The organism is Micromonospora sp. NPDC053740 (genome assembly GCF_040677775.1).
GTDB lineage: Bacteria > Actinomycetota > Actinomycetes > Mycobacteriales > Micromonosporaceae > Micromonospora > Micromonospora alfalfae.
On the sequence record NZ_JBFASO010000014.1, the window covers coordinates 215,922 to 236,179 of the forward strand.

The window sequence follows — 20,258 nt, forward strand, 5'->3', positions numbered from 1 at the left end:
GTCGCCGTACGCCCGGCGGCGCCCGTTCGCCTACCGCTCGTGACGGCTGGCCCGAATCGAGTCTTCCATGTACGGGCAGCCCGCGGTGGCCGAGGTCACGCTCTCATTCGGGTGCCGGTCAATGCGCTGCGGGGTGAAGATTCACCTGAGACGCCGACCTGTCGGCGCCACCCGTCGCGAAGGGATCTCACAGTGACCGAACGTGTCACCGCCGACATGTGGTTCGACCCGGCCTGCCCGTGGGCGTGGATCACCTCCCGCTGGCTGCTCGAGGTCGAGCAGATCCGGGATGTGGACATCCGCTTCCACGTGATGAGCCTGGCCGTGCTCAACGACGGCCGGGACGAGCTGCCCGAGGACTACAAGGAGTTCCTGAAGACCGCGTGGGGCCCGGTGCGGGTCTGCATCGCCGCCGAGCAGCTGCACGGCAATGACGTGCTGCGCCCGCTCTACACCGCACTCGGCACCCGGATCCACCTCCAGAAGCAGGAGCGGGGTCCGGAGCTGTACGTGGCCGCGCTCACCGAGGCCGGCCTCGACCCGGCACTGGCCGCGGCTGCCGACAGCACCGACTACGACGAGGCGCTGCGGGCCAGCCACGAGGCGGGCATGCGCCCGGTCGGGCAGGACGTGGGCACTCCGGTGGTGCACGCGCCCGGCCCGGACGGCACCCCGGTTGCGTTCTTCGGCCCGGTGATCACTCCGGCTCCGAAGGGGGAGGCCGCCGGCCGGCTCTGGGACGGCGTGCTGCTGGTCGCCGGCACGCCGGGCTTCTACGAGCTCAAGCGCACCCGCGAGCAGAGCCCTATCTTCGACTGAGCGACGACCACCGCGCCCCCGTCCGTGCCTGCCTCATTGGCGCGGACGGGGGCGTTTCTCGTCCGATGCCGAGGTCGGCGCAGGCTCGTGGCGTCACCGGGAGGCGGGCGGCGTCGTTTCCCTCGGTGTCCGCCGCAGCGACCCGAAGGGCCGCACGCCGCAGTTCGTGGAGGCAAATCCCGATGGCCAAGCACCGAGCGTCCGGTGACGATCAGTTGACCCGGCAGGGGGTGATCGAGACTCCCGGCGCTGACTACTGGTCCGTTGACGACTCCCGCTGGCCGACGGTCCGCCCGGACCTGCCCGCCCACCTGGTGGATCTACTCGCGCCGCCCATCGTGGTGGGCGTGGCCCGGGTCCCGGTGACCTCCCGGCTCACCCCGCCCAGGGCGGTCGACCCACTGCCGTCGTCCGTCGACGCGGTGCCGACCAACGTGTCGGCGCTGGTGCCGTCGGGGGCGGCGCCGGCCGAACCGGCGCCTCCGCCGCCGGCGCCGGCTCCTCCGCGGCCGGTGCCGACCCCGCCGCTGAGCCCGCGGCCCGTGCCGACGCCTCCTCCCGACCGTCCCGTGCCGGGGCCGCCCGCGTCGCCCCGCCGCGCCCTGAACACCGGGCCTGTCGGGACCGGTCGGCGTGGCAACGGTGGGCCGGTGAGCGCGGGTAAGCATCGCCGGGGCACCTCCGACCGCGCCGGCTGACCGGCCGGGCCCCACCTGTCGCTTTCATCTGGTGGACGCCCCGCGGGTCCCCGTCGGCGGCGACATCGTCGCCGGTAGCGTCATTGGGCATGACGGTCGTGCATCCGATCACCCGGGCCTGGGTCACCACTGGCGGCACCGGCGCGCAAAACTACGACGAGTTCGCCGACGACGCGGAGATCACCGCGATCATCGGGTCGAACCCGCACAGCGCTCTCGGCATCGAGATGCCGCATCGCGCCCCGCAGAGCCTGGGCAAGTCGTTCCTCGACGCGCTGCCGGACGCGGTGGCCCGCCTCGCCGAGGCCAAGGCCGACGGCAGCTACACCCCCGCCGAGCAGGTGGTGGTCCTCTACCGGATCAGCGCGCCCGGCGAGGAGCCGGCGTACGGGCTGTTCGCGATGGTGGACACCGACCAGATCTCCACCCGGGCGGACGAGCCGGGCCTGGTCATCCGCAACGAGGACGTCTTCATCGCCAAGGTGCGCGAGCGGGTGGCACTGGCCGACGCGCTGGGCCACCTGCTCTCACCCGTACTCCTGCTCCAGACGGGGCGTGGCGACGAGCTGCACGCCGCGCTCGCGGCGGCGACCGACACGGCAGGTGCGCCCGCCGCGACGGACACCGACCAGGCGGGGCGCACGCACGCCATCTGGCTGCTCGGCCCGGGCCCGGAGCAGGCCACGCTGACGGCTCTCGCCGGTGGTGGGGACCTGGTCGTCGCGGACGGCAACCACCGCAGCCTGGCCGCCCAGACCGGAGGGCTGCCGCGCTTCCTGGCCGTTGTCACCACCCCCGCGTCGGTGGCCATCCAGCCGTACAACCGGCTGGTCAGCGAGCTGACCACCACCCCGGCCGAGCTGCTCGACCGGCTGCGGGCCGCGGGCGCCGAGGTCGAGCCGATCGACGGCCCGGTCGAGGTCCCGGCGGCCGGCGGCACCGTGCACCTCCGCCTCGACGGCCAGGGGTACGCCGTACGCCTGCCCGCCACCGCCTCCGCCCGCCTGGAAAACCTGGACCACGCTCTGGTCGAGCGGCTGGTGCTGCGCGACGCGCTCGGTCTGGACCCGGGCGACAAGCGAATCACCTACGTCGGCGGTGACTACCCGGCGAGCTGGCTCACCGGTGAGGTCGACGCCGGCCGGGCCGAGCTGGCCATCCTGATCGCGCCGGTGACAGTGGCAGATTTCGTCGCGGTCAACCTGGCCAGGGAAAAGATGCCCCGCAAGAGCACCTGGTTCACCCCGAAGGCGCGCGGCGGGCTGGTCGTCGCCGAGCTGCCGCGTTGAGCATCATCCCCACGACCGTGTGACGAACCCGGCTCGGGGACGCCCCTGTGACGTCCCCGAGCGCGGCCTGACAGACTGCCCGGTATGCGCGTCTACCTGGGATCCGATCACGCCGGTTTCGAGTTGAAGGTGCACCTGGCCAACCACCTGGCCATGCAGGGCTACGACGTGGTCGACGTCGGCCCGCACAGCTACGACCCGGACGACGACTACCCCACGTTCTGCCTGCACACAGGCGACCAGGTGGTGGCCGACGAGACGGGCCTCGGAGTGGTCATCGGTGGTTCCGGCAACGGTGAGCAGATCGCCGCGAACAAGGTCGCCGGCGTCCGCGCCGCGCTGGCCTGGAGCGTCGAGACCGCTCAGCTGGCCCGCCAGCACAACGACGCGAACGTCGTCGCCATCGGTGCCCGCCAGCACACGCTGGACGAGGCGACCGGCATCGTCGAGGCGTTCCTGAACACACCGTTCTCCGGCAACGAGCGGCACGCTCGTCGGATCACCCAGGTGGCCGAGTACGAGCGGACCCGGAAGCTGCCCGACCTGCCCTGACAGTGCGGCGTTCAGCGCGGCGAGCGGGGCAGCTCCTCGCGGGGCACCCAGTTTCGCCGGACGACCACCACCCGGGCTTCCGCCTCGGCCAGGTCGTCGTCGGTGGGGCGGGCCGCGTCCCGGGCCCGTAGCGCGGCACTCAGTCCCACCTGGGACGAGCCGGAGCCGACCAATCCGCGCAGCCCCCGCTCGCCGTCGCGCTCGTCGCCGCCGGTGCTCCTGCGTCGCGGCGGCGGCTCCTCACCGTCGTGCACGCCCGGGGTGCTGACCGTCGGGCCGTCCGCACCCGGTCGGGTCGTCTCGGTGTCGGGGTGGTGGCGCAGCCGTCGCCGTCGTCGCTCGGGGTCACCCATCAGCCGACCGTACCCTGGCCGGGTTCGATCCTGCACCGTCGCGGGGCCGCGCGCCCCGGCCGGGGTCGGCGACCGATTTGCCGGCTGGCTACCCTCGAATCAAGGCGGTGCTGTTGCCGTCGGTCAGGGGGAGGACGAGATGGCAGACCAGACGCAGCCGTGGGCGGAGCGGACCGTGGAGGTGCCACCGCAGGCCGGCGTCGGGGTGCCGCCGCAGCGTGACGGGTTCCGCCGGGGGGTCGCTCCGGTGGGGGAGCCGCGCACCCCGCGGACGGAGCCGTTCCCGGTGGTAGAGCAGGAGCCGACCGGCACCGGTTGGCCCGGTGAGCCGGTGCCCCGCCGCTCGCTCAGCTCCCGGATGGCGCAGCTGCGGCGCGGCGGTGAATGGAGCGCTGCGGCGGGCCTCTTCGCGTTCGTGTGCTGGGGGATCTGGGCGCTGTCCGGCCAGGGTGACCTGAGCGGCCCGCTGCTGGTGCTGGTACTCAGCCTGCTGGTGGCGGCCGGCCTGTTCGCCCTGTTCCGGCTGGTCGGCCGGGTGGTGCTGGAGCGGCAGCTGGGCCGGGTCCGGCGCAGCGCCCGAGGTGCGCACCTGGCGACGGCGGTGTTCCTCGTCGGCCTCGGGGTGGCGTGGCTCCAGCAGACCGAGTGGGTCGTCTCGGCCTGGAACTGGATCTCCTCGAACTGACCGGGTGTGCACGGGTGGGCCGGTCCAGGACCGCCCACCCGTGCACCCGGTCGTCTCCCCACCAGGCACTGTCGCTGCTTACCCCGCCGGCCGCGGTTCATCCGTGGCCGGCCGCTCCGACCGGTACCTCCTTCGTGGGCTCGCGTGATCCCGATGGGGCGGCGGTCAGTGGGTGCCGCCGTGCCCCTCGGCGTCGGCCCGGGGCGACGCGACCCGGGCGGCCGGATCCTCGACGCCGGGCTCGCCGCCGTCCGGGGCGACCGCCCCGTCGTAGTTGTAGAGCGGTCGACCATCGTCGTGCTGCTTGGTGGTCTTTATGTAGCGGTGCATCAGGCCGTCGATCTCCACCTCGACGAGTGCCTCGTTGCCGGTCTCGTGGGTGCTGCCGTCTCGGGGGCCGCCCACCAGGTGGGCTGTTGTGTTCGTGTCCATGAACGGGCCCTACCCACCAGACACCCGGCGGAAACGGGTGAAATCCGGCCAGCGGCGCAGGCGCGTTCGCGTCAGTGCTCGGGCTTGTGCGCCCGGACCAGGATGCGCTGGGCGTGGGCCACGAACGGACCGTGGCGACGGATGTGGTCGTGCAGATCGGCGAGGCGGGCCCGGTAGCGGTCCACGGTGAAGTCCGGCACCGTCCAGATGACTTTGCGGAGGAAGTGCACCACCGCTGCCACGTCGTTGAAGGTGGTCGGCAGCGCTTCGTGCCGCAGCTCGTCGATGACCAGGCCGGCGGCTCGCGCGTCGGCGGCGGCGCGGGCCGGGCTGCGTTCGTCACCGATCTCGCGGGGACCCGTGAGGAACTGGGCCAGCTCGCGGTTCGAGCCTGGGCCGATCTGCTGGGCCAGGTACCGCCCGCCGGGAGTGAGCACCCGTGCGATCTCGTCCCAGAGCACAACGTTGGGATGCCGGCTCACCACAAGGTCGAACGTCTCGTCGGGAAACGGGAACGGAGCGTCCTCGGCAACGTCGACCACCCGTACGCCGCGCGGTTCGAGCGCGCGTCGGGCCAGTTGGAGGTTGGGCGGCCAGTGTTCGGTGGCCACTGTCACCGGTGGGAATGCCGGCACCTCGGAGAGCACCTCGCCGCCGCCGGTCTGGATGTCCAGTGCGGCGCGGGCCACCCCCATTTGGGCTGCCATGAGTTTCAGATATCCCCAGGACGGCCGCTGTTCTGTCGCGCGGCCGTCGAACCAGGAGAAGTCCCAACCGTCCACGGATGCGTCGACACCTTCGCGGAGCAGATCCTGGAAGGTCGTCGTGTCCTGCATTGCGTCAGGCTGACAGGCCGCAGTGGTGATGGCAAGCAGATGTGTCAGGTGTCGGCGCAGGGTGCACGCAATGACTCCTGTCAGTGATCTGACACCAATTCCGAACGATCTTTCGGCGAGAATTCGTCACGTGGCGGATCTCCTTCGTTTCGAGACTGATCAGGGCGTCCTCCTCGTCGAGGAACACGCTGGCACCGATCTGGAACGGGTCGGTCTGCTCGACCGGATCCGCCCCGCCCGGCAGACGCTGGAAATGGCACTGGCCCACATCAGGCCCGCGCTCGACGCCGCGCTGGGCGTGGTCCGCGGGGTGGCGGTGCGCCCCGATCAGGTGGAGGTCGAGATCGGCGTCACCCTCACCGCGGAGGCTGGTGCGGTCGTCGCTCGTACCAGCGCGCAGGGCCACCTCAAGGTCAAGCTGATCTGGACCTCGCCCGTCCCGGCGCTGCCGTCGCCGGGTGAGGACGGGGCCGGCGCGCAGGAGGCCGCCGCGCATGACTGACCGCAGCGTCGGTATCCGGCCGCCGGCCGTCCTGGCCGAGTGGTTGGCGGAGCACGGATGACCGGCACCCGGTCGCTCGCCGGCCGGGTGCGGATACTCGGTGGCCACTCCTCGTCGGTCGTCGGCGCGGGCATCCAGTTGACCAGTGACCTGGTGCTGACCTGCTGGCATGTGGTCGATGACGGCACCGGGGCCGGCCCGCCCGGGGTGCTCGTCGACACACCGAGCCACCCCGGCACCCGGGTCGCCGCAGAGGTGACCTGGTCCCGGGGTGTCGGCCCGGCCGGCGACGGCGACCTGGCGGTCCTGCGCTGTGCCACACCGCTGCCGTCCGCCCCCGCCACCCTGGCCGATCGTGGCGACGACGAGTTCGACGTGCGGATCGTGGGTTTTCCGGCCAACACCCCGGCGTCCGTCATGGTGCTGGCGCGGGCCGTCGGCCCGGTCGACGGCGGCACCGGATGGCGGCAACTCGACCGAATTTCCCCTGCCACGGCCGGAATCGACAGGGGGTTCAGCGGTTCCGGGGTGTACGCGCCGGATGGCGCCGTGGTGGGCATGGTGCTGGCCCGCGCGAGCGTCGGCCAGCAGTTGGTCGGCTGGATGTTGCCAGTCGGGCAGTGGCGTGCCCTGCTGCCGTCCGGCCTGTTGCCGCCTGCCCTGCTGCCGTCCGGCCCGTTGGCGGCCGTCGCCCGGGCGACGCCCCGGACGCTCTCATTCGCGCAGAAGATGGCGCTGGCCCGACTGTTGGAGGAAATCCCGGTACTCCGGCACCCCGACAGCCGTCAATTGGTCATTCAGTCGCTGCCACCACACATCGGTCGGATGGTGAACCCATTCGGGCCATTGGGTCTAGACATGTTCGGCCTGATTCGGACGGGCTTAGAATACGAGGACGGGATCGCTGCTCTCTATCGCGTCCTGCTGTTGACGGAAGGGCCGACGAGTAGGCCACTGCGGGCCTTCCGTGACCTTGCCGAGAGCCTCGGTCTGCTGACGGGTACGGAGGACAATCGGTGACGACGCCCCGGATGCCGAGCGCCCAGGTGCAAGCCATCTGTGACGCACTGCTCTCGATGAGTTCGATCAATGACGGGAGCACCCGTTCGCTCTACCTCGACGAGGTCGAGGGGGAGCTGCGCAAGCGACTGTCGGTGCCCCGGCACTCCGAGGTCCGGTACGACGTCTACCGCATCGTGCGCACCTGCGCCCAGGAGCCCCGGGGCATGGCGACGCTGTTGCAGGTCATCGCCAACTTCCACCCGGGTGCCAGCGCGGTCACCTCCGCCCAGCAGATCTACCTCTCCTGGCTCCTCGCGCAGTTGCTCACCGACGTCCCGCCCGAGGTGTTGACCGCGGCCGTCGAGGCAGTCGCGGATCATCAGCTGTCACCGGAGGACATGCCCGGCCTGGTGGAGGCCGTCGGCTGGCAACCGGTGGGTGACTGGCGGGTCCCGGCCGCCGTGGCGCTGGCGGTCCTGGTCCTCACCGGCCTCGAGTCGGGCAGCAAGCCGCTCGAGCAGTGGTTGCGGGACGCGGCGGCGGCCCTGCGGCTCACCACCGCCGATCTCGACGAATCGCGCATGGCTGCGAAGGCGCACTGGACGTCGCTACGATCCCCGCACCAGGCGGCACCGGCCGAGACCGGTGGAGAGGAACCTGAATCCGACATGCGCAGGACGATCATCATCGAGGAGACGACGCCCCAGCGATCCCGAACTCTCATCCGGGGCGGCGTCCCACCGCGCAACCTGTACTTCACCGGCCGGGAGAAACAGCTCGTCGCGCTCGACGAGCTGCTGTCGTCACAGCACCGGGCCTCGGTGCTGCCGGAAGCGGCGCTGCGCGGTGTCGGTGGGGTCGGCAAGACCCAGCTCGCTGTCGAGTTCGCCTACCGGTACGCGGACCGTTACCAGCTGATCTGGTGGATGGCCGCCGAGGATCTCAGTGCGCTGCGTAGCTCGATCGCGGCCCTCGGCGAGCGGCTCGGCCTGGCCGCGAGCGCCAGCCTGGAGCAGACCGTGCGCACGGTCCTCGACTCGCTGTCGACGAGTTCGCTCAGTTGGCTGCTGGTCTACGACAACGCCGACGACCCGCACGAGCTGGCTCCACTCATGCCCTCGTCGAACCTCGTCGGCGAACGCGGCCACGTCCTCGTCACATCACGGAACATGGCCTGGTCGGCGAGCGCCCTGACCCTGGACGTCGACGTGTTCACCCGAGCCGAGAGTGTGGAACTGCTGCTCAAGCGGCGTCCCACGACCAGCCCTGACGAGGCCCGCCGGCTCGCCGCGGAGCTCGGCGACCTGCCACTCGCCCTGGAGCAGGCAGTCAGTTGGCTGCTCACCATGCTGTCGTCGGTCGACGAATACCTCGTCGACCTCAAGGAACACGCCCGGGAGCTGCTGGGTGAGGGGCAACCCCGGCAGTACCGGGGCACCGTGTTGACTGTGGTGTCGATGGCACTCGCCGCGATACGCGAGCAGAACCCGGCCGCCGCGCAGCTGATCCAGCTACTCGCCTTCCTCAGCCCCGACCCGGTCCCGATGCGCCTGCTCTGGGAGGGGCGCCGCGCCGGGTTGGACGAACCGCTGCGCACCAGCCTCCAGGAGCGCAACGACATAGCCCGGGCCATCCGGCAACTGGCGTCGCTCGGGCTCGCGAAGGCGGACAATGCCAGCCGGCACGTACAGGTGCATCGACTGGTGCAGGCGGTCATCCGGGAAGGGCTCGCCGAGCAGGGCGACGACGGCCCGCTGACGAATGCCCGCCGGCTGCTCGCTGCCGCCAACCCGGGCTTCCCCGACGACCGGAGCACCTGGCCCCGCCATGCCGACATCGCGCCACACGTCCGTGTCGCCGGTCTGATCCACGGTGACATCGACGCCCGCCGGACGGCGATGGACCAGCTGCGCTACATCTACAACCTTGGTGACTTCGAAGGCTGTCGGGACTTCGCGGAGGAGATCCTGGCCGCCTGGGACCAGCCCGGTCCAGACGGCCAGCGCAGCGGCGATCCGCTGACCCTGCTGGCGATGCGCCGGTACGCGGACGCCCTGCGGTTGCTCGCCGACCCGCGCGCGGCCGCGTTCGGCCTCGAAGCGCTGGAGCGGATGCGGACGAGCCTCGGTGAGGAGCACGAGTACACACTGGGCGCGGCGAACAGCGTCGGCGCGGACCTGCGGCGGCTCGGCGACTTCGCGGCCGCCGCCGACCTGGACCGGCGCAACCTCGACGTGCACCGCCGGGTGCTCGGCGACGGGCACCCGAGCACGCTGCGGGTGATGAACTCGATGGCGATCAACCTTCGCCTGATCGGTGACTTCGAAGGGGCGTACGACCTCAACCTCGAAGTGGCGCGGCACGCCGGTGCGGCCGCGGAGGACGGCACCTATTCACTGGTGCTGGCCCAGGAGGCCCAGGCGCGCGACCTCTACCTCCTGGGCCGGTACGCCGACGCGCTGGAACTGCTGGACAGCTCCCTGCCGGTGCAGCGGTCGCTGCTGGGCGCCGAGCACCTCACAGTGCTGCGGGCCACCTGCATCCACATCGCCTGCCTGCGCAAGACCGGGCAGCTCGACGCCGCAGTGACCGAGGGCGCGGCCAACTACCGGTTGGTGACCCGCCGCTTCGGCACCGATCATGTGCTGGCCGCGGAGGCGGGCATGACCTGCGCCAACGCCATGCGCGCAGCGGGCGACGCGACCCAGGCGTACGCCCTGGCCGCCCAGGGGCACACCACCTTCCGAGCCGTCTTCGGGGAGCGGCATCCGGTCACGCTCTGCGCTGCGGTCAACCTCGGGGTGATCCTGCGGGCGCGCAACTTCGACCGTGAGGCGCGGGAGTTGGGTGCGGCCACGTTGCAGGCGATGGGCGAGGCGTTGCCGCCCACCCATCCGTACCTGCTGAGCGCGCGCTCCGCGCAGGCGATCAACCTGGTCCGGTCACACCGGCTGGAGCAGGCGCAGGTGCTCTCCGAGGCGATCCTCGAGGACTCGCGTCGCCTGCGTGGGCCGGGGCATCCGTACACGCTCTACTGTGCGGTCAACGCGTCGGTCGATCTGATCGAGGTCGGCGAGGAGGCTCGGGGCCGCGAGCTGCTCGACGAGGCCGCCGCGGCGCTGGAGGCGTTGTTCGGGCCGGACCACCCGGAGGTGGACGCCGCGCGGGGTCAGCGGCGCATCGAGTGCGACATCGAGACCGTCGGGCTGACCTGACGCCTCGTCCACCGGAGAGACGGTCGTACCGAGCCTTGGGTTCATCCGCTGGGGATCGTTTGTCGGCGGGCGCGCTCGGCCTCCGCCACCTCGCGCCGCCCGGCGGCGTCGGCGGACGCCGGGACCGGCACGGCGGCCAACTGGCCGATCCGTTCGGCCAGGCGATCTGCCCAGAGCCGCCCGGCCGAGGTGAGACTTGCGGCCCGGGCGAGCTCGACCAGAGCGCGCTCCAACTGGGCCCGTACCACAGCGAACCGCGCGGTGGCCTGGGCCGCGAGTTCCGGATGGGCGCGCAGCGCGGCCCACACCTCGGCGACGGCGGTGAACGCGTAGGTGCCGTGCAGCAGCCCGTCGATCGGACGCGGGTCAGGACGCCAGGGTGCGAAGTACCGCGCCGGGTCTGCGGGTTCGTGCAACTGGACCAGGCCGAGGACTGCGTTGAGTTTGCTGTGTTGCAGCTCGTGCACCATCGTCACGGCCAGATCCACCGGGTCGAGGTTGGCGTCGGCGGCCAACGCTCCGAAGGCGTCGGCGTGCGTGACACTGTGCCCGCGTTCGGTGCCGTCGGCCAACGGCACGAAGGTGCTGATGCCGGCGGCCACCTCGGCGGCGTGCGTTGGGGCGTACCCGACGAGCAGGTGCCAGGCGTGCCCGACGGACCGTTCCAGCTCGGCGGCCTGCGGCGCGGAGAGCCGGGCGGCGACCGGTAGCCCGAAGCAGTCGCGGTAGGGGTCAAGGTCGTCGACGCGGAGGTCGAGGGTGACCGACTGGTCGGTGAAGCGCCACCAGTGGGTGGGCGTCCACTGGCGCCCGGTCAAGTCGGCCGGCGTCACAGTTGTGCTGCCGCCGCCGCGGCGCAGCACCCCGAGGCCCGGCACGGGCACCAGGCCCGCACGGGGCGTGACCGGCACCGCCGCGTCCGACCGACCACTGAGGGCGGCCGCCGCGAGCGCCGCGAACGAAAGGTAGTCGGGTCGGCCGGTGTCGCCGTGCCGGACCCGATCGATCGCCCAGACGGCCAGCCACGGATGATCGAGCAGCACGTCAGCGGCGGCCGGGTCGACACGGTGGGCGTGGCCGAGCAGATGCGCCGACGCCGCCAAGGCGTCGTCGGTGTCGGCGAGGCTCTTGAGGACGAGCATCGTGCGGTTGCGTTGCGCCCGCCGCAGAGCGCGGATGGCAGCCGGGCCAGCCCGGCCGTCGGCCAGGCGGGTGAACTCCGAGTGGGTCAGCTGGAGTCGACGCCGGGGTCGAGGAAGCTGTTCCAGCCGGCGAGCGTCGTCTGCCGGGGACTCTTCAGTGTCGCGACCAGTTCCTCGATCCATCGGGCCAGTTCCGGATCCTCGTCGCGTAGCAGGTGGCTCAGACCCTGCGTCAACACGTCGACCACAACGAGGTGATCAGGTGCGGGTTGCTCAGTCATCGATGTCCCGGGTTGGCGCAGGCTTGCTGACATGAAAACACGTCAACGTCTGTGATCACCATCGGCTTACCGTCCGTCACCGAGGGTCGCGCGTCAGGTCCCGTACCGCCGCCGGCTGCTGCCGGCGGCGGTACGGGACCCGCGGGTCAGCCGGCGGCCGCCTCGGCGGCGGCGTAGTCGCGGGCCACCCGGACCATTTCCACCAGCCCGCCGGCGTACTCCTGGGATTCGCCGTGCGCCTCGTCGAACGGCGGCTGGAAGCCGACGCCCTCCCACTGGTTGGTTTCCGGGTTCCACAGGTCGTTGCCGACCTCGAAGTCCCAGGCGAAGATGCCCAGCTCGTAGTAGAGCTGGTCGGCCGAGTTGCCGGCGGCGGAGTAGAGCACGTCGGCGACCGGTCCGGTCTGCGACGGCCAGGTGACGGTGCCGCGCTCCTGGGCGATGGCGCCGACGATCCGCCGGGCGCTGTTGAGGAACAGCGTCGACTCGTCGATCGACGGTCGGGGCAGGGTGACCCTGCCGTCGGCCCGGTACGCCCCCGGCGGCCACATGAAGTACCCGCCGTAGGAGTGCACGTTCATCGCGAACTTGATGTTCGGGTGGGCCTGGGCGAGCGCGATCACGTTGCCGCTCTCCGCCTCGGAAAGCTCCGTCGTGCCGGCGAAGTTGCCGGACAGGCAGTTGGCGCTGGCGCCCACGTAGCCGTCGAAGTACGACCCGACTGTGTAGTTGCGGTTGATGTCGACGCCCCACGAGGTGCGGTTCTTCGGGTCGCGGGCCGCCCCGGTGCAGTGGTTGACGAGATTCTTGCGCTGGAAGTTGAAGTCGTTGAACGAGTAGTTCGCGCCGTCCGGGTTGACCGTCGGGATGACGAAGATGTCGACCTGCTCCAGCAGCTCACGGGTGGCCGGGTCGGTGCGGGCGTTGGCCAGCATCCGCTCGGCGAACTCCAGCGTCACCAGCGGGGTGGCCCACTCCCGGGCGTGTTCCTGGGAGTACGCGAGCACCCCGACCCGGGAGCCGTCCCGGTGTACGCCGAGGCGAAGGGCCTGCACCGTCCACGGCCGCGCCGGCACCTCGGTGCCCTGGAGGCCGTCGTCGAGCCGGGTGGGGCCGGCGACGGGCATCGGCAGCCCGGCCGAGCCGTCCTCGACGGTGGCCCGGAACCGGTCCGGTTGGCGGGCGTTGATCGCCGCCGCGACCTCGTCGGTGGTGCTCACCGTCTTGCCCGCCGTGTCGGTGGCCAGTGACACGGTGAGGACGCGGTCGCGGTAGCCGACGGTCAGTGGCCGGTTCGCCCGACCCGGGTCGACAGTCCGCACCTGTACGCCGTTCATGTTCTGGTCGCCGAAGCGGACCGACTCGACCACCACGGCGGCGACCGTCGGGTCGCCCAGGTAGCCGGCGGCGTTGCGTCGGTATCCCTGAGTCTTGTTCGGCAGGTCGATCACGTCCACCAGGTCCCGGTACTGGCGGGCCAGTCGCTTGATCCGCGCCTGGATGTCCACCGGCGTCAGGTACGCGTCGATGAAGTCCTTCTGGTAGCCGGCCGGTAGCGGCGGTGGGGAGGCGTTCGGCCAGAGCGTTGGCGTGATCGCCCGGCTGACCCCGCCGAGGCTGGAGGTCGCGCTCAACTGAACCGGCCGGCTCGGCACCGGCTGGGGAAGGTTGTAGTGGTACTGGTACTCGCCGGAGTCCTCGAACCGGTACAGCGGAAACGAGCCGGTGACGCCGTCCGCCGTCCGCCAACTGACGGTGATCTCCACGTCCGGGTCGTCGGTGGCGGTGGTGGCCACCTGGGCCTGCAGGAAGGTCTGTCCGTTGGTGGTCCACCAGTACGCCTGCTGCACCTGGAGGGTGTCCACGGCGGCGGCGGTGGACCGCTGGCCTGCGGCCGGCACGCGCAGCCCGGCGGCGGTGCGGGCCTGGGCCGCGCGGACGCTGTCGGCGTAGTGCCGGTTGCCGTCCCCGGCGCGCTGCACGATCTGCACGGCCGTCGCGCCCTGCGCTGTCAGTTCATCGAGCTGCGCGCCGCTGAGCACCAGGTCGGCGATGATCCGGCCGTCCCGTGCCCGGGGCCGGTTGGCCAGGTCCGCGCCGGTGGCCACGAGCCGGTCCAGCTGGGCCTGATCGCGGAGCTGGACTCGGACCACTGCCGTTTCGGTGGTGCTCAGGGTGATCGGGGCTGCCGGATCGGCGGGTGCCGCCGCGCCGGAAGCGGGATGGGACAACACTGCGCTGAACAGGATCACTGTGGTGGCGGCAGCTGTCCACCGTCGTCGGACGATCATGTGCCCTCCTGTGACGGACGTCGATGTGCTTGGTCCTTACACCAGTGCACAGATCGACACCTGTCAAGGTGGGGTGGCTGTTGGCCTTTGCCTGCGCGTTATACGCGGAGTCGTCCAGCGACTCTGCGACGTTCGATCGCAGTCGCGTTGGTAACGTCTGTTGTCGGCTCGCTGCTCGTGGTACCGGTTGCAGTCGTATCTCAACGTCGATGGCTCCGAGACGTTGGAGCAGAGCTGCCGAGACCGGTCGGTCTGGTTAGCTGGGCTCGTTGAGCGACGTGAGTGAGGCCACTCACAGAACGGATGCGACGATGGTTGCCCTGACGATTGACTTCATCGGTGATGACGCAACAATCAATGACTCCGTTCGGGAGTGGTTGACTGAGGCTGGCTTCCGCGCTACGAACGCCAGCAACGGCTCGAACGTCTGGGTGCAGAATGTTGCGGACTGCGAACAACTAGGCGCGCATCTGTCCCTCTTCGTCGCGGAGAGGAGCGATCCGTTCAAGCTGCGCATCGATGGTCCAGGCGGAGATTCCCTTATTCATGAGGTGCGAATGGTTGCGGACGCTGACTCAATGACACATCTTCTCGCCACGAGTGCTTATCTTCAGTGACTTCAGCTGTCGCTAACCTCGGCCCGTTCGCCAAAGTGCGCAGTTGTGACCGAGCCGTACCGGCAGCGTTGGTGACCAGGTTCGGCCGGCCGCTGCTCACAGTGGTGGCCGCGGTGGGGCTCGTCCTCACCGCGGCCTGCGGGGGCGGCTCCGGCACGCCGCCGGCAGCCGGCCGGAGTGGGCCGCCGGCCGGCGGGTACACCATCGATCCGGTCGCCGAGGGGTTGCAGCCGATCTTCGACATGGACCCTGAGCTTGGGGACCAGGTCGGCAGGGTGCTGATCGCGCCGACGCTGGACGTCGATGGTCTGAAGGTTGTGCCTCAGCAGTCGCCCTACGCCGACGACGTTCTCTCGACCGTCTGTGGGATGCGTCAAGGCAACGGCGTCTACGGCACTGCTTTCGGGCAGCAGCGTGAGTGGGAGGCACCGAATCTGCGGGTCATGCAGCTCGCCGGCGCGTGGGGTGTGACATCGGCTGCGGAGGCTGTCGAGCAGGTTCGCGGCAAGCTTGGTTGTGGCACCTACCGTGATCGCGAGGATCGGTATCGCGTTCTCGGTGAGACGCAGCTTCCTCGTCTGCCTGGGCTGGATGGGCAGCTGATGTACTGCGAGGTGATCGATGGAGCGGACCGCTCGGTGCCGACCCATATCTGTACCTTGCTGTTGGCTCGGGGTGCGCTCGTCTCACGGATCCGGACGCTCGCTTTGGACACTGCTACCGCTGAGCGGGTTACCAAGCAGTTCAGCGTGCTCGCGGCTCAGAGCCTCACCGCCGTCTCCTGAGAATCGACCTGTTGGTCACCTCGCCGGGTGCGGTCACCGCCCCCGCGAGGGTGGCGCGGGCGTGAGTCACGCGTTGATCCCTGTGACATCTGCGCGAGTTCCGGAGCAACCCTCCGAGCCGGACCCCGCGTGACTATCTCGAAACGGGGATCGGAGGCCTGAATGAGCGATCGCGATGAGGCGTTCGCCGAGTACTTCGCGGCACGGTCCGGTGCCATGCGCGGCACCGCGTACCTGCTGTGCGGCGACTGGCACCGTGCCGAAGACCTGGTCCAGACCGCGTTCGTCAAGCTCTACCGGGTCTGGAACCGAATCTCCCGGCACGAGGTGCTCGACAGCTACGTGCGCCAGATCCTGATCCGGACCTTCCTCGACGAGCGCCGCCGCGGCTGGTGGCGGCGTGAACGGGTGGGTGGCGAGGAGGCCGAGCAGGTGGCCCCGCCCGACTCGCCGGAGAGCCGACTGGTGCTGCTGCAGGCGCTGGCCCGGGTGGCCCCGCGTCAGCGGGCCGTGCTGGTTCTGCGGTACTGGGAGGACCTGTCGATCGAGGACGTCGCGGCGTTGCTGGAGTGTTCTCCAGGGACGGTGAAGAGCCAGGCGGCACGCGGGCTCGACACGTTGCGCGGCCTCCTGTCACCCGCCCACAGCGGGATCGAGATGGGGGAGCGATGAACGAGCAGGAATTGCGCGAGGGGCTGCGCAGCGAGATGGCGGGCGTTACCCCGCCACCACCATTGAGTACGGGAGCAGCGCTCGGCGCGGCCCGGCGGGCGCACTTCCGCCGCCGCGCGCTGTGGGCGTCTCTCGGATCGGCGGCTGTCGTGCTGGCGGTCACCGGCTTCGCGGTCGTCACCACTCCGGACGGCCGCCTCTACCAGCCGGCGGGCAACGGGCCACTGGCATCTCCGGACGCGTCGGGGGACACCAAGCAGGCGTGGCCGACCGGGCCCGACGGTCGACCGCAGGAGGACCGGACCGCGCGGGCCGGATCCAAGTACGAGCAGGGAACTCACCTGCTCAGCGAGGCTGTCTCGGTCATACCTTCCGGCTACACCACGCCGGAGGACCCGCCGAACCAGTCCGCCGAGGAGCGGACGCTGCGGACCCACCAGGCGCAGTTCGAGGACAAGGTGGACGGCGTCGACGTGTGGAGCTACTCGTCCTCGGTGGCCGTGGCGCAGGGCAAGGGCACCGGTCGCGTGATCGTGGAGGTGCACGACGCCGGCAACCAGTTGCCGACCGAGCCGTGTGACCTGGCCCAGACCTTCTGGGGCATGCGGGGCGAATGCCAGGTGGAGACCGCCGGCACGACGCGGGTCGGCGTGGTGATCCGACCGACCGACGACGATCGGCTCGACCAGTGGTCGGCGTACCGGCACCCGGACGGCGTTGTGGTCTTCGTGGCGCAGACTGTGCGGCTGGACGAGAGCCGGCCAGCGTTGACGAAGCTGCCGTTCTCCGTTCCGCAGTTGGCCGCTCTCGCGGTCGACGAACGGTTCCACCTGAGGTGACTCGGCAACTCGGCCTAGCCGAGTGGGCCCAGGCGCCGCCGCCGCGCGGTTCACCTGGGCCTTGCTGTGTGTCAAGAGCCAGTCTGGTGACCCGTGCGCGGCCAGTCTTCCTCAGCGGCGCGCCGTGAGGGGCACCAGCACGAGGACGGCGATGCCCAGCATGGCTGCGCCGACAGCCCACCACCAGAAAAATCCCGAGAAGGCCGAGGCGACCAGGAGCCCCACGCCGAGACCGGCCAGCAGGCCGAGTGCGAACAGGGCCCGTGGCGGCAGGGCGAGGTACGGCAGGCGTCGTATCACCAGCACCTCCAACCAGGTGCCGCCCGCCGTCAGCAGCGCCGCACCGATTCCGTCCACTGCGGACAGCCCGTGACCCTCGCTGATGGGCACGAGAACCCTGCCCTCGTCACCGGCCGGGACGAAGAGGACCAGCACACCGACGACGATGAGCAGAGCGGCGGTGACGACCTGCCTGCGTGGGGCGCCCGCACCAACGGATGACATCGCTACAGTCTCGGCCGTCCGCCACCGTCTGCACAGGAGCCGTATCGGCGAACATCGAAGGTCTGGCGCCCGGGCCGGTGCGCTGTCAGCGTGGGCTGTCAGCCGCGCGCAGAGTCGAAGCTCTATCCTGCTCACTCCCGGACCGCAGGGCCAAAGGCGAGGGCCCGCCTTGAATCCATCTCTGGTCGAAGAGGCATGGCAGGAAGGACAGCACGACGATGGCACAGCACGTCGGCAACCCACGCGCACCGCAGATCTGGAGAGTCTCACCGCTCGGTCGATTCGGCGTACTCGCTCTGGTCCCTCTGGTCGGCCTGTTGTCGTGGCTGGTTCTCGGCTCCGTGCTCGCGAGCGCTCTCGCCATCGTCGGCGCGCTGCTGAGTTGGTGGAGGTTCGCCTGGTCTCCGGCCGTGATCCTCACGGACACCGAGGTGATCGTGCGGAACCCCAACGTCTCCCACCGCGTCGCTCTGCACGACGTGGCGATGGTGGATGCGGGTTACGGCGGCATGACCATCACGACGGCGAAGAACCAGCGTGTGGTCGCCTGGGCGGTCCAGAAGTCCAACCTCGCCAAGTGGACCGGCAGACACACCCGCGCCGACGATGTCGCGGCGTCGATCATCCAAGCGACTCGGCGCTACGCCGAAACGTCCTAGAGGGCAGCCGATCCCGCTCGGCGCGATGACGAGATGCGAAAGGCCCAGGTGCCGCGATCATGCGGTCTTACCTGGGCCTTCGTGCGTGGAGCGGGCGACGAGAATCGAACTCGCGTAGTCAGTTTGGAAGACTGAAGCTCTACCATTGAGCTACGCCCGCGTGCATCCCGCCGAAGCAGGACGCGCCCCTAGCGTACCCAATGTCGGTGCCCGACGCGTAACCGCGTCGCCGCCGCGCGAGGTCGCGTCGTCGGCGGGCCCGGCGGCACGGCGACCAAGATCCGCACAACATCCGGGATGTAGTGGCCTCGCCGTCCCAGGAGGCCAGAACATCCGTGACGTTGCGCGGATCTTGGAGCCGCCCGGCGGATCTTGGCGGCGAGCAGGTGGGGTGGAATGGTAATTTTCGGGTGATGTGTCCGGGTGGGGGATGCCCCGGCACCTACTGAGGCGTGGCGACGGCATAGACTGCACGTCGCCACGGGGTGTGGCGCAGCTTGGTAGCGCACTCGCTTTGGGAGCGAGGGGCCGTGGGTTCAAATCCCGCCACCCCGACTGTCGTCCGCGGCCGGGCCGCCCCGGGTGCCGCCCAGTGCGGCTCCCGGGCGATGCCGGAGCGTCAGGCCGGCTCGCCTACACTCGATGGGCTGAATCACGCCCAGACTCAACTGAGATCCGTCAAGGAGTACGCCTGTGAAGAGCACCGTCGAGACTCTGAGCCCGACGCGCGTGCGGCTCGCCATCGAGGTGCCGTTCGTCGAGCTCGAGCCGAGCCTCAAGAAGGCGTACCGGGAGATCGGTTCGCAGGTCCAGGTTCCGGGCTTCCGCCGGGGCAAGGTGCCGACCGCGGTGATCGACCAGCGGGTGGGCCGGGGCACCGTCCTCAACGAGGCGGTTCAGGAGGCCATCCCGGAGAACATCCTCGCCGCCGTGCGCGAGCACGACCTGAAGACGCTGGGGCGCCCGGAGGTCGAGATCACCGAGTTCAACGACGGTGACTCGCTGAACTTCACGGCCGAGGTCGACGTCCGCCCGGAGATCACCATCCCGGACGCGAGCACCATCGAGGTGACCGTCGACGAGCTGCAGATCGACGAGAGCGAGATCGACGAGCAGGTGAAGAACCTGCGGGAGCGTTTCGCGACCCTCAAGACCGTCGAGCGGGCCGCCGCCGAGGGCGACTACGTCCAGATCGACCTGAACGCCACCGTCGACGGCGAGGACGTGCCGGGCGGCCAGGCGAGCAACATCTCCCACGAGGTGGGCAGCAAGCAGCTCCTGCCGGGCCTGGACGAGGCAGTGGTCGGCCTCGCCGCCGGCGACGACACCACCTTCACCACCCAGCTGGTCGGCGGCGACTTCGCCGGTCGGGACGCTGACGTGGCGGTGACCGTGCGCACGGTCAAGGAGAAGGAGCTGCCGGAGCTGAACGACGAGTTCGCCCAGATGGCGAGCGAGTTCGACACGATCGAGGAGCTGCGCGGCGACCTGCGGTCCCGGGTCACCCAGGGCAAGCAGGTCGAGCAGATCTACGCCGCTCGGGACAAGGCCCTGGCCCAGCTCGTCGAGGCCGCCGACATCCCGGCCCCGGAGGGTGTCGTCCGCGAGGAGGTCGAGAGCCGCAAGCAGGCGATGGTCGACCAACTGGAGCGGATCGGCGCCTCCATGGAGGAGTACCTCGCGGCAGAGGACAAGACCGAGGAGCAGATCGACGCCGAGCTGACCGAGGCGGCGACCGAGGGCGTCAAGGTCCAGCTCCTGCTGGACACGCTGGCCGACGCGGAGGACGTGCAGGTCTCCGACGACGAGTTCGGGCACGAGATCGTGCACCGGGCGCAGCGCGCCGGGATGGCCCCGCAGCAGTACTACGACCAGCTGGTGCGCTCCGGCGCGGCCGCCGCGGTCTTCGGCGACGTGCGGCGGGGCAAGGCGCTCGCGGCCGTCATGGAGAAGATCACGATCAAGGACTCGGCCGGCAACGGGATCACCCTCGACGCCCTGCGCGCCGCCAACGAGGCGGAGCACAACCACGACCACTGATCGTCGGGTGCGGCCGGGCAGCCCGCCCGGCCGGGGGCGCCCGGG

Annotated in this window: 21 protein-coding genes and 2 tRNA genes; 15 read left to right on the forward strand and 8 right to left on the reverse strand. The window is 70.4% G+C overall.

The annotated features are described in order from the left end of the window. Positions 1-192: 192 nt before the first annotated feature. From AB0K35_RS31190 to AB0K35_RS31205, 4 genes are all read left to right on the forward strand, one after another. Complete coding sequence (locus tag AB0K35_RS31190; protein WP_210786053.1) at positions 193-819, forward strand: disulfide bond formation protein DsbA; 627 nt, start codon at positions 193-195, stop codon at positions 817-819. 182 nt (positions 820-1,001) lie between these two features. Then, positions 1,002-1,517, forward strand: coding sequence for a hypothetical protein (locus AB0K35_RS31195; RefSeq protein WP_363889931.1), 516 nt, complete (start codon positions 1,002-1,004; stop codon positions 1,515-1,517). Positions 1,518-1,606: 89 nt separating this feature from the next. After that, the gene (locus tag AB0K35_RS31200; RefSeq protein ID WP_238669041.1) at positions 1,607-2,806 is read left to right on the forward strand and encodes a DUF1015 family protein; all 1,200 of its coding nucleotides are present in this window, start codon (positions 1,607-1,609) and stop codon (positions 2,804-2,806) included. An 84-nt stretch (positions 2,807-2,890) separates the two neighbouring features. Beyond that, complete coding sequence (locus AB0K35_RS31205; protein WP_238669040.1) at positions 2,891-3,358, forward strand: ribose-5-phosphate isomerase; 468 nt, start codon at positions 2,891-2,893, stop codon at positions 3,356-3,358. Between the two features lie 11 nt (positions 3,359-3,369). Here the strand turns inward: AB0K35_RS31205 and AB0K35_RS31210 are convergent, their stop codons facing one another. Beyond that, positions 3,370-3,711: a hypothetical protein gene (locus AB0K35_RS31210; protein ID WP_363889935.1), complete on the reverse strand. Its 342-nt coding sequence runs from the start codon at positions 3,709-3,711 to the stop codon at positions 3,370-3,372. Positions 3,712-3,850: 139 nt separating this feature from the next. On the opposite strand from AB0K35_RS31210, the gene AB0K35_RS31215 reads away from it, so the two are divergent. Continuing rightward, complete coding sequence (locus AB0K35_RS31215; RefSeq protein ID WP_238669038.1) at positions 3,851-4,396, forward strand: hypothetical protein; 546 nt, start codon at positions 3,851-3,853, stop codon at positions 4,394-4,396. 165 nt (positions 4,397-4,561) lie between these two features. Here the strand turns inward: AB0K35_RS31215 and AB0K35_RS31220 are convergent, their stop codons facing one another. Beyond that, on the reverse strand, positions 4,562-4,828 hold the full coding sequence (locus AB0K35_RS31220; protein WP_091405397.1) for a hypothetical protein: 267 nt from the start codon (positions 4,826-4,828) through the stop codon (positions 4,562-4,564). 71 nt (positions 4,829-4,899) lie between these two features. Then, the gene (locus tag AB0K35_RS31225; RefSeq protein ID WP_238669036.1) at positions 4,900-5,664 is read right to left on the reverse strand and encodes a class I SAM-dependent methyltransferase; all 765 of its coding nucleotides are present in this window, start codon (positions 5,662-5,664) and stop codon (positions 4,900-4,902) included. A gap of 130 nt (positions 5,665-5,794) precedes the next feature. Here AB0K35_RS31225 and AB0K35_RS31230 point away from each other — a divergent pair, with 130 nt between their 5' ends. Genes AB0K35_RS31230 through fxsT form a run of 3 tightly spaced genes read left to right on the forward strand, consistent with a single transcriptional unit; the run spans position 5,795 to position 10,383 of the window. After that, on the forward strand, positions 5,795-6,166 hold the full coding sequence (locus AB0K35_RS31230; protein ID WP_238669035.1) for a CU044_2847 family protein: 372 nt from the start codon (positions 5,795-5,797) through the stop codon (positions 6,164-6,166). A 57-nt stretch (positions 6,167-6,223) separates the two neighbouring features. Continuing rightward, positions 6,224-7,186, forward strand: a complete 963-nt coding sequence (locus AB0K35_RS31235; protein ID WP_363889938.1) for a trypsin-like peptidase domain-containing protein — start codon at positions 6,224-6,226, stop codon at positions 7,184-7,186. After that, the gene (gene fxsT, locus AB0K35_RS31240) at positions 7,183-10,383 is read left to right on the forward strand and encodes an FxSxx-COOH system tetratricopeptide repeat protein (protein WP_238669033.1); all 3,201 of its coding nucleotides are present in this window, start codon (positions 7,183-7,185) and stop codon (positions 10,381-10,383) included. Before AB0K35_RS31235 ends, fxsT begins: the two co-directional genes overlap by 4 nt. Before the next feature lie 41 nt (positions 10,384-10,424). On the opposite strand, the gene AB0K35_RS31245 is transcribed toward fxsT, so the two are convergent. The 3 genes from AB0K35_RS31245 to AB0K35_RS31255 form a co-directional block, all read right to left on the reverse strand. Continuing rightward, positions 10,425-11,525, reverse strand: coding sequence for an HEXXH motif-containing putative peptide modification protein (locus tag AB0K35_RS31245; protein ID WP_238669032.1), 1,101 nt, complete (start codon positions 11,523-11,525; stop codon positions 10,425-10,427). Positions 11,526-11,611: 86 nt separating this feature from the next. Next, positions 11,612-11,806: a hypothetical protein gene (locus tag AB0K35_RS31250; RefSeq protein WP_238669031.1), complete on the reverse strand. Its 195-nt coding sequence runs from the start codon at positions 11,804-11,806 to the stop codon at positions 11,612-11,614. 146 nt (positions 11,807-11,952) lie between these two features. After that, positions 11,953-14,097: a M14 family zinc carboxypeptidase gene (locus AB0K35_RS31255; RefSeq protein ID WP_238669030.1), complete on the reverse strand. Its 2,145-nt coding sequence runs from the start codon at positions 14,095-14,097 to the stop codon at positions 11,953-11,955. 311 nt (positions 14,098-14,408) lie between these two features. Between AB0K35_RS31255 and AB0K35_RS31260 the strand changes: the two genes are divergently transcribed. The 4 genes from AB0K35_RS31260 to AB0K35_RS31275 all read left to right on the forward strand — a co-directional run bounded on the left by AB0K35_RS31260 (position 14,409) and on the right by AB0K35_RS31275 (position 17,010). Then, complete coding sequence (locus AB0K35_RS31260) at positions 14,409-14,714, forward strand: hypothetical protein (RefSeq protein ID WP_238669029.1); 306 nt, start codon at positions 14,409-14,411, stop codon at positions 14,712-14,714. Between the two features lie 71 nt (positions 14,715-14,785). Beyond that, complete coding sequence (locus AB0K35_RS31265) at positions 14,786-15,499, forward strand: hypothetical protein (RefSeq protein WP_238669028.1); 714 nt, start codon at positions 14,786-14,788, stop codon at positions 15,497-15,499. A gap of 162 nt (positions 15,500-15,661) precedes the next feature. Further along, positions 15,662-16,171, forward strand: a complete 510-nt coding sequence (locus tag AB0K35_RS31270) for a SigE family RNA polymerase sigma factor (protein ID WP_363889943.1) — start codon at positions 15,662-15,664, stop codon at positions 16,169-16,171. Then, positions 16,168-17,010: a hypothetical protein gene (locus AB0K35_RS31275; RefSeq protein ID WP_363889946.1), complete on the forward strand. Its 843-nt coding sequence runs from the start codon at positions 16,168-16,170 to the stop codon at positions 17,008-17,010. Before AB0K35_RS31270 ends, AB0K35_RS31275 begins: the two co-directional genes overlap by 4 nt. A 111-nt stretch (positions 17,011-17,121) precedes the next feature. Here AB0K35_RS31275 and AB0K35_RS31280 read toward each other — a convergent pair whose 3' ends face one another. After that, the gene (locus AB0K35_RS31280; RefSeq protein WP_238669001.1) at positions 17,122-17,514 is read right to left on the reverse strand and encodes a hypothetical protein; all 393 of its coding nucleotides are present in this window, start codon (positions 17,512-17,514) and stop codon (positions 17,122-17,124) included. 218 nt (positions 17,515-17,732) lie between these two features. Between AB0K35_RS31280 and AB0K35_RS31285 the strand changes: the two genes are divergently transcribed. Then, positions 17,733-18,173: a hypothetical protein gene (locus AB0K35_RS31285; RefSeq protein ID WP_238669000.1), complete on the forward strand. Its 441-nt coding sequence runs from the start codon at positions 17,733-17,735 to the stop codon at positions 18,171-18,173. An 86-nt stretch (positions 18,174-18,259) separates the two neighbouring features. Here AB0K35_RS31285 and AB0K35_RS31290 read toward each other — a convergent pair. Next, a tRNA-Gly gene (locus AB0K35_RS31290) sits at positions 18,260-18,333 on the reverse strand. 321 nt (positions 18,334-18,654) lie between these two features. Here AB0K35_RS31290 and AB0K35_RS31295 point away from each other — a divergent pair. Both AB0K35_RS31295 and tig read left to right on the forward strand, forming a co-directional pair. Beyond that, positions 18,655-18,728: transfer RNA gene (locus AB0K35_RS31295), tRNA-Pro, on the forward strand. A gap of 138 nt (positions 18,729-18,866) precedes the next feature. Then, a complete protein-coding gene (gene tig / locus AB0K35_RS31300; RefSeq protein ID WP_145789660.1) occupies positions 18,867-20,213 on the forward strand; it encodes a trigger factor in 1,347 nt (448 codons plus the stop codon). Positions 20,214-20,258: the final 45 nt, after the last annotated feature.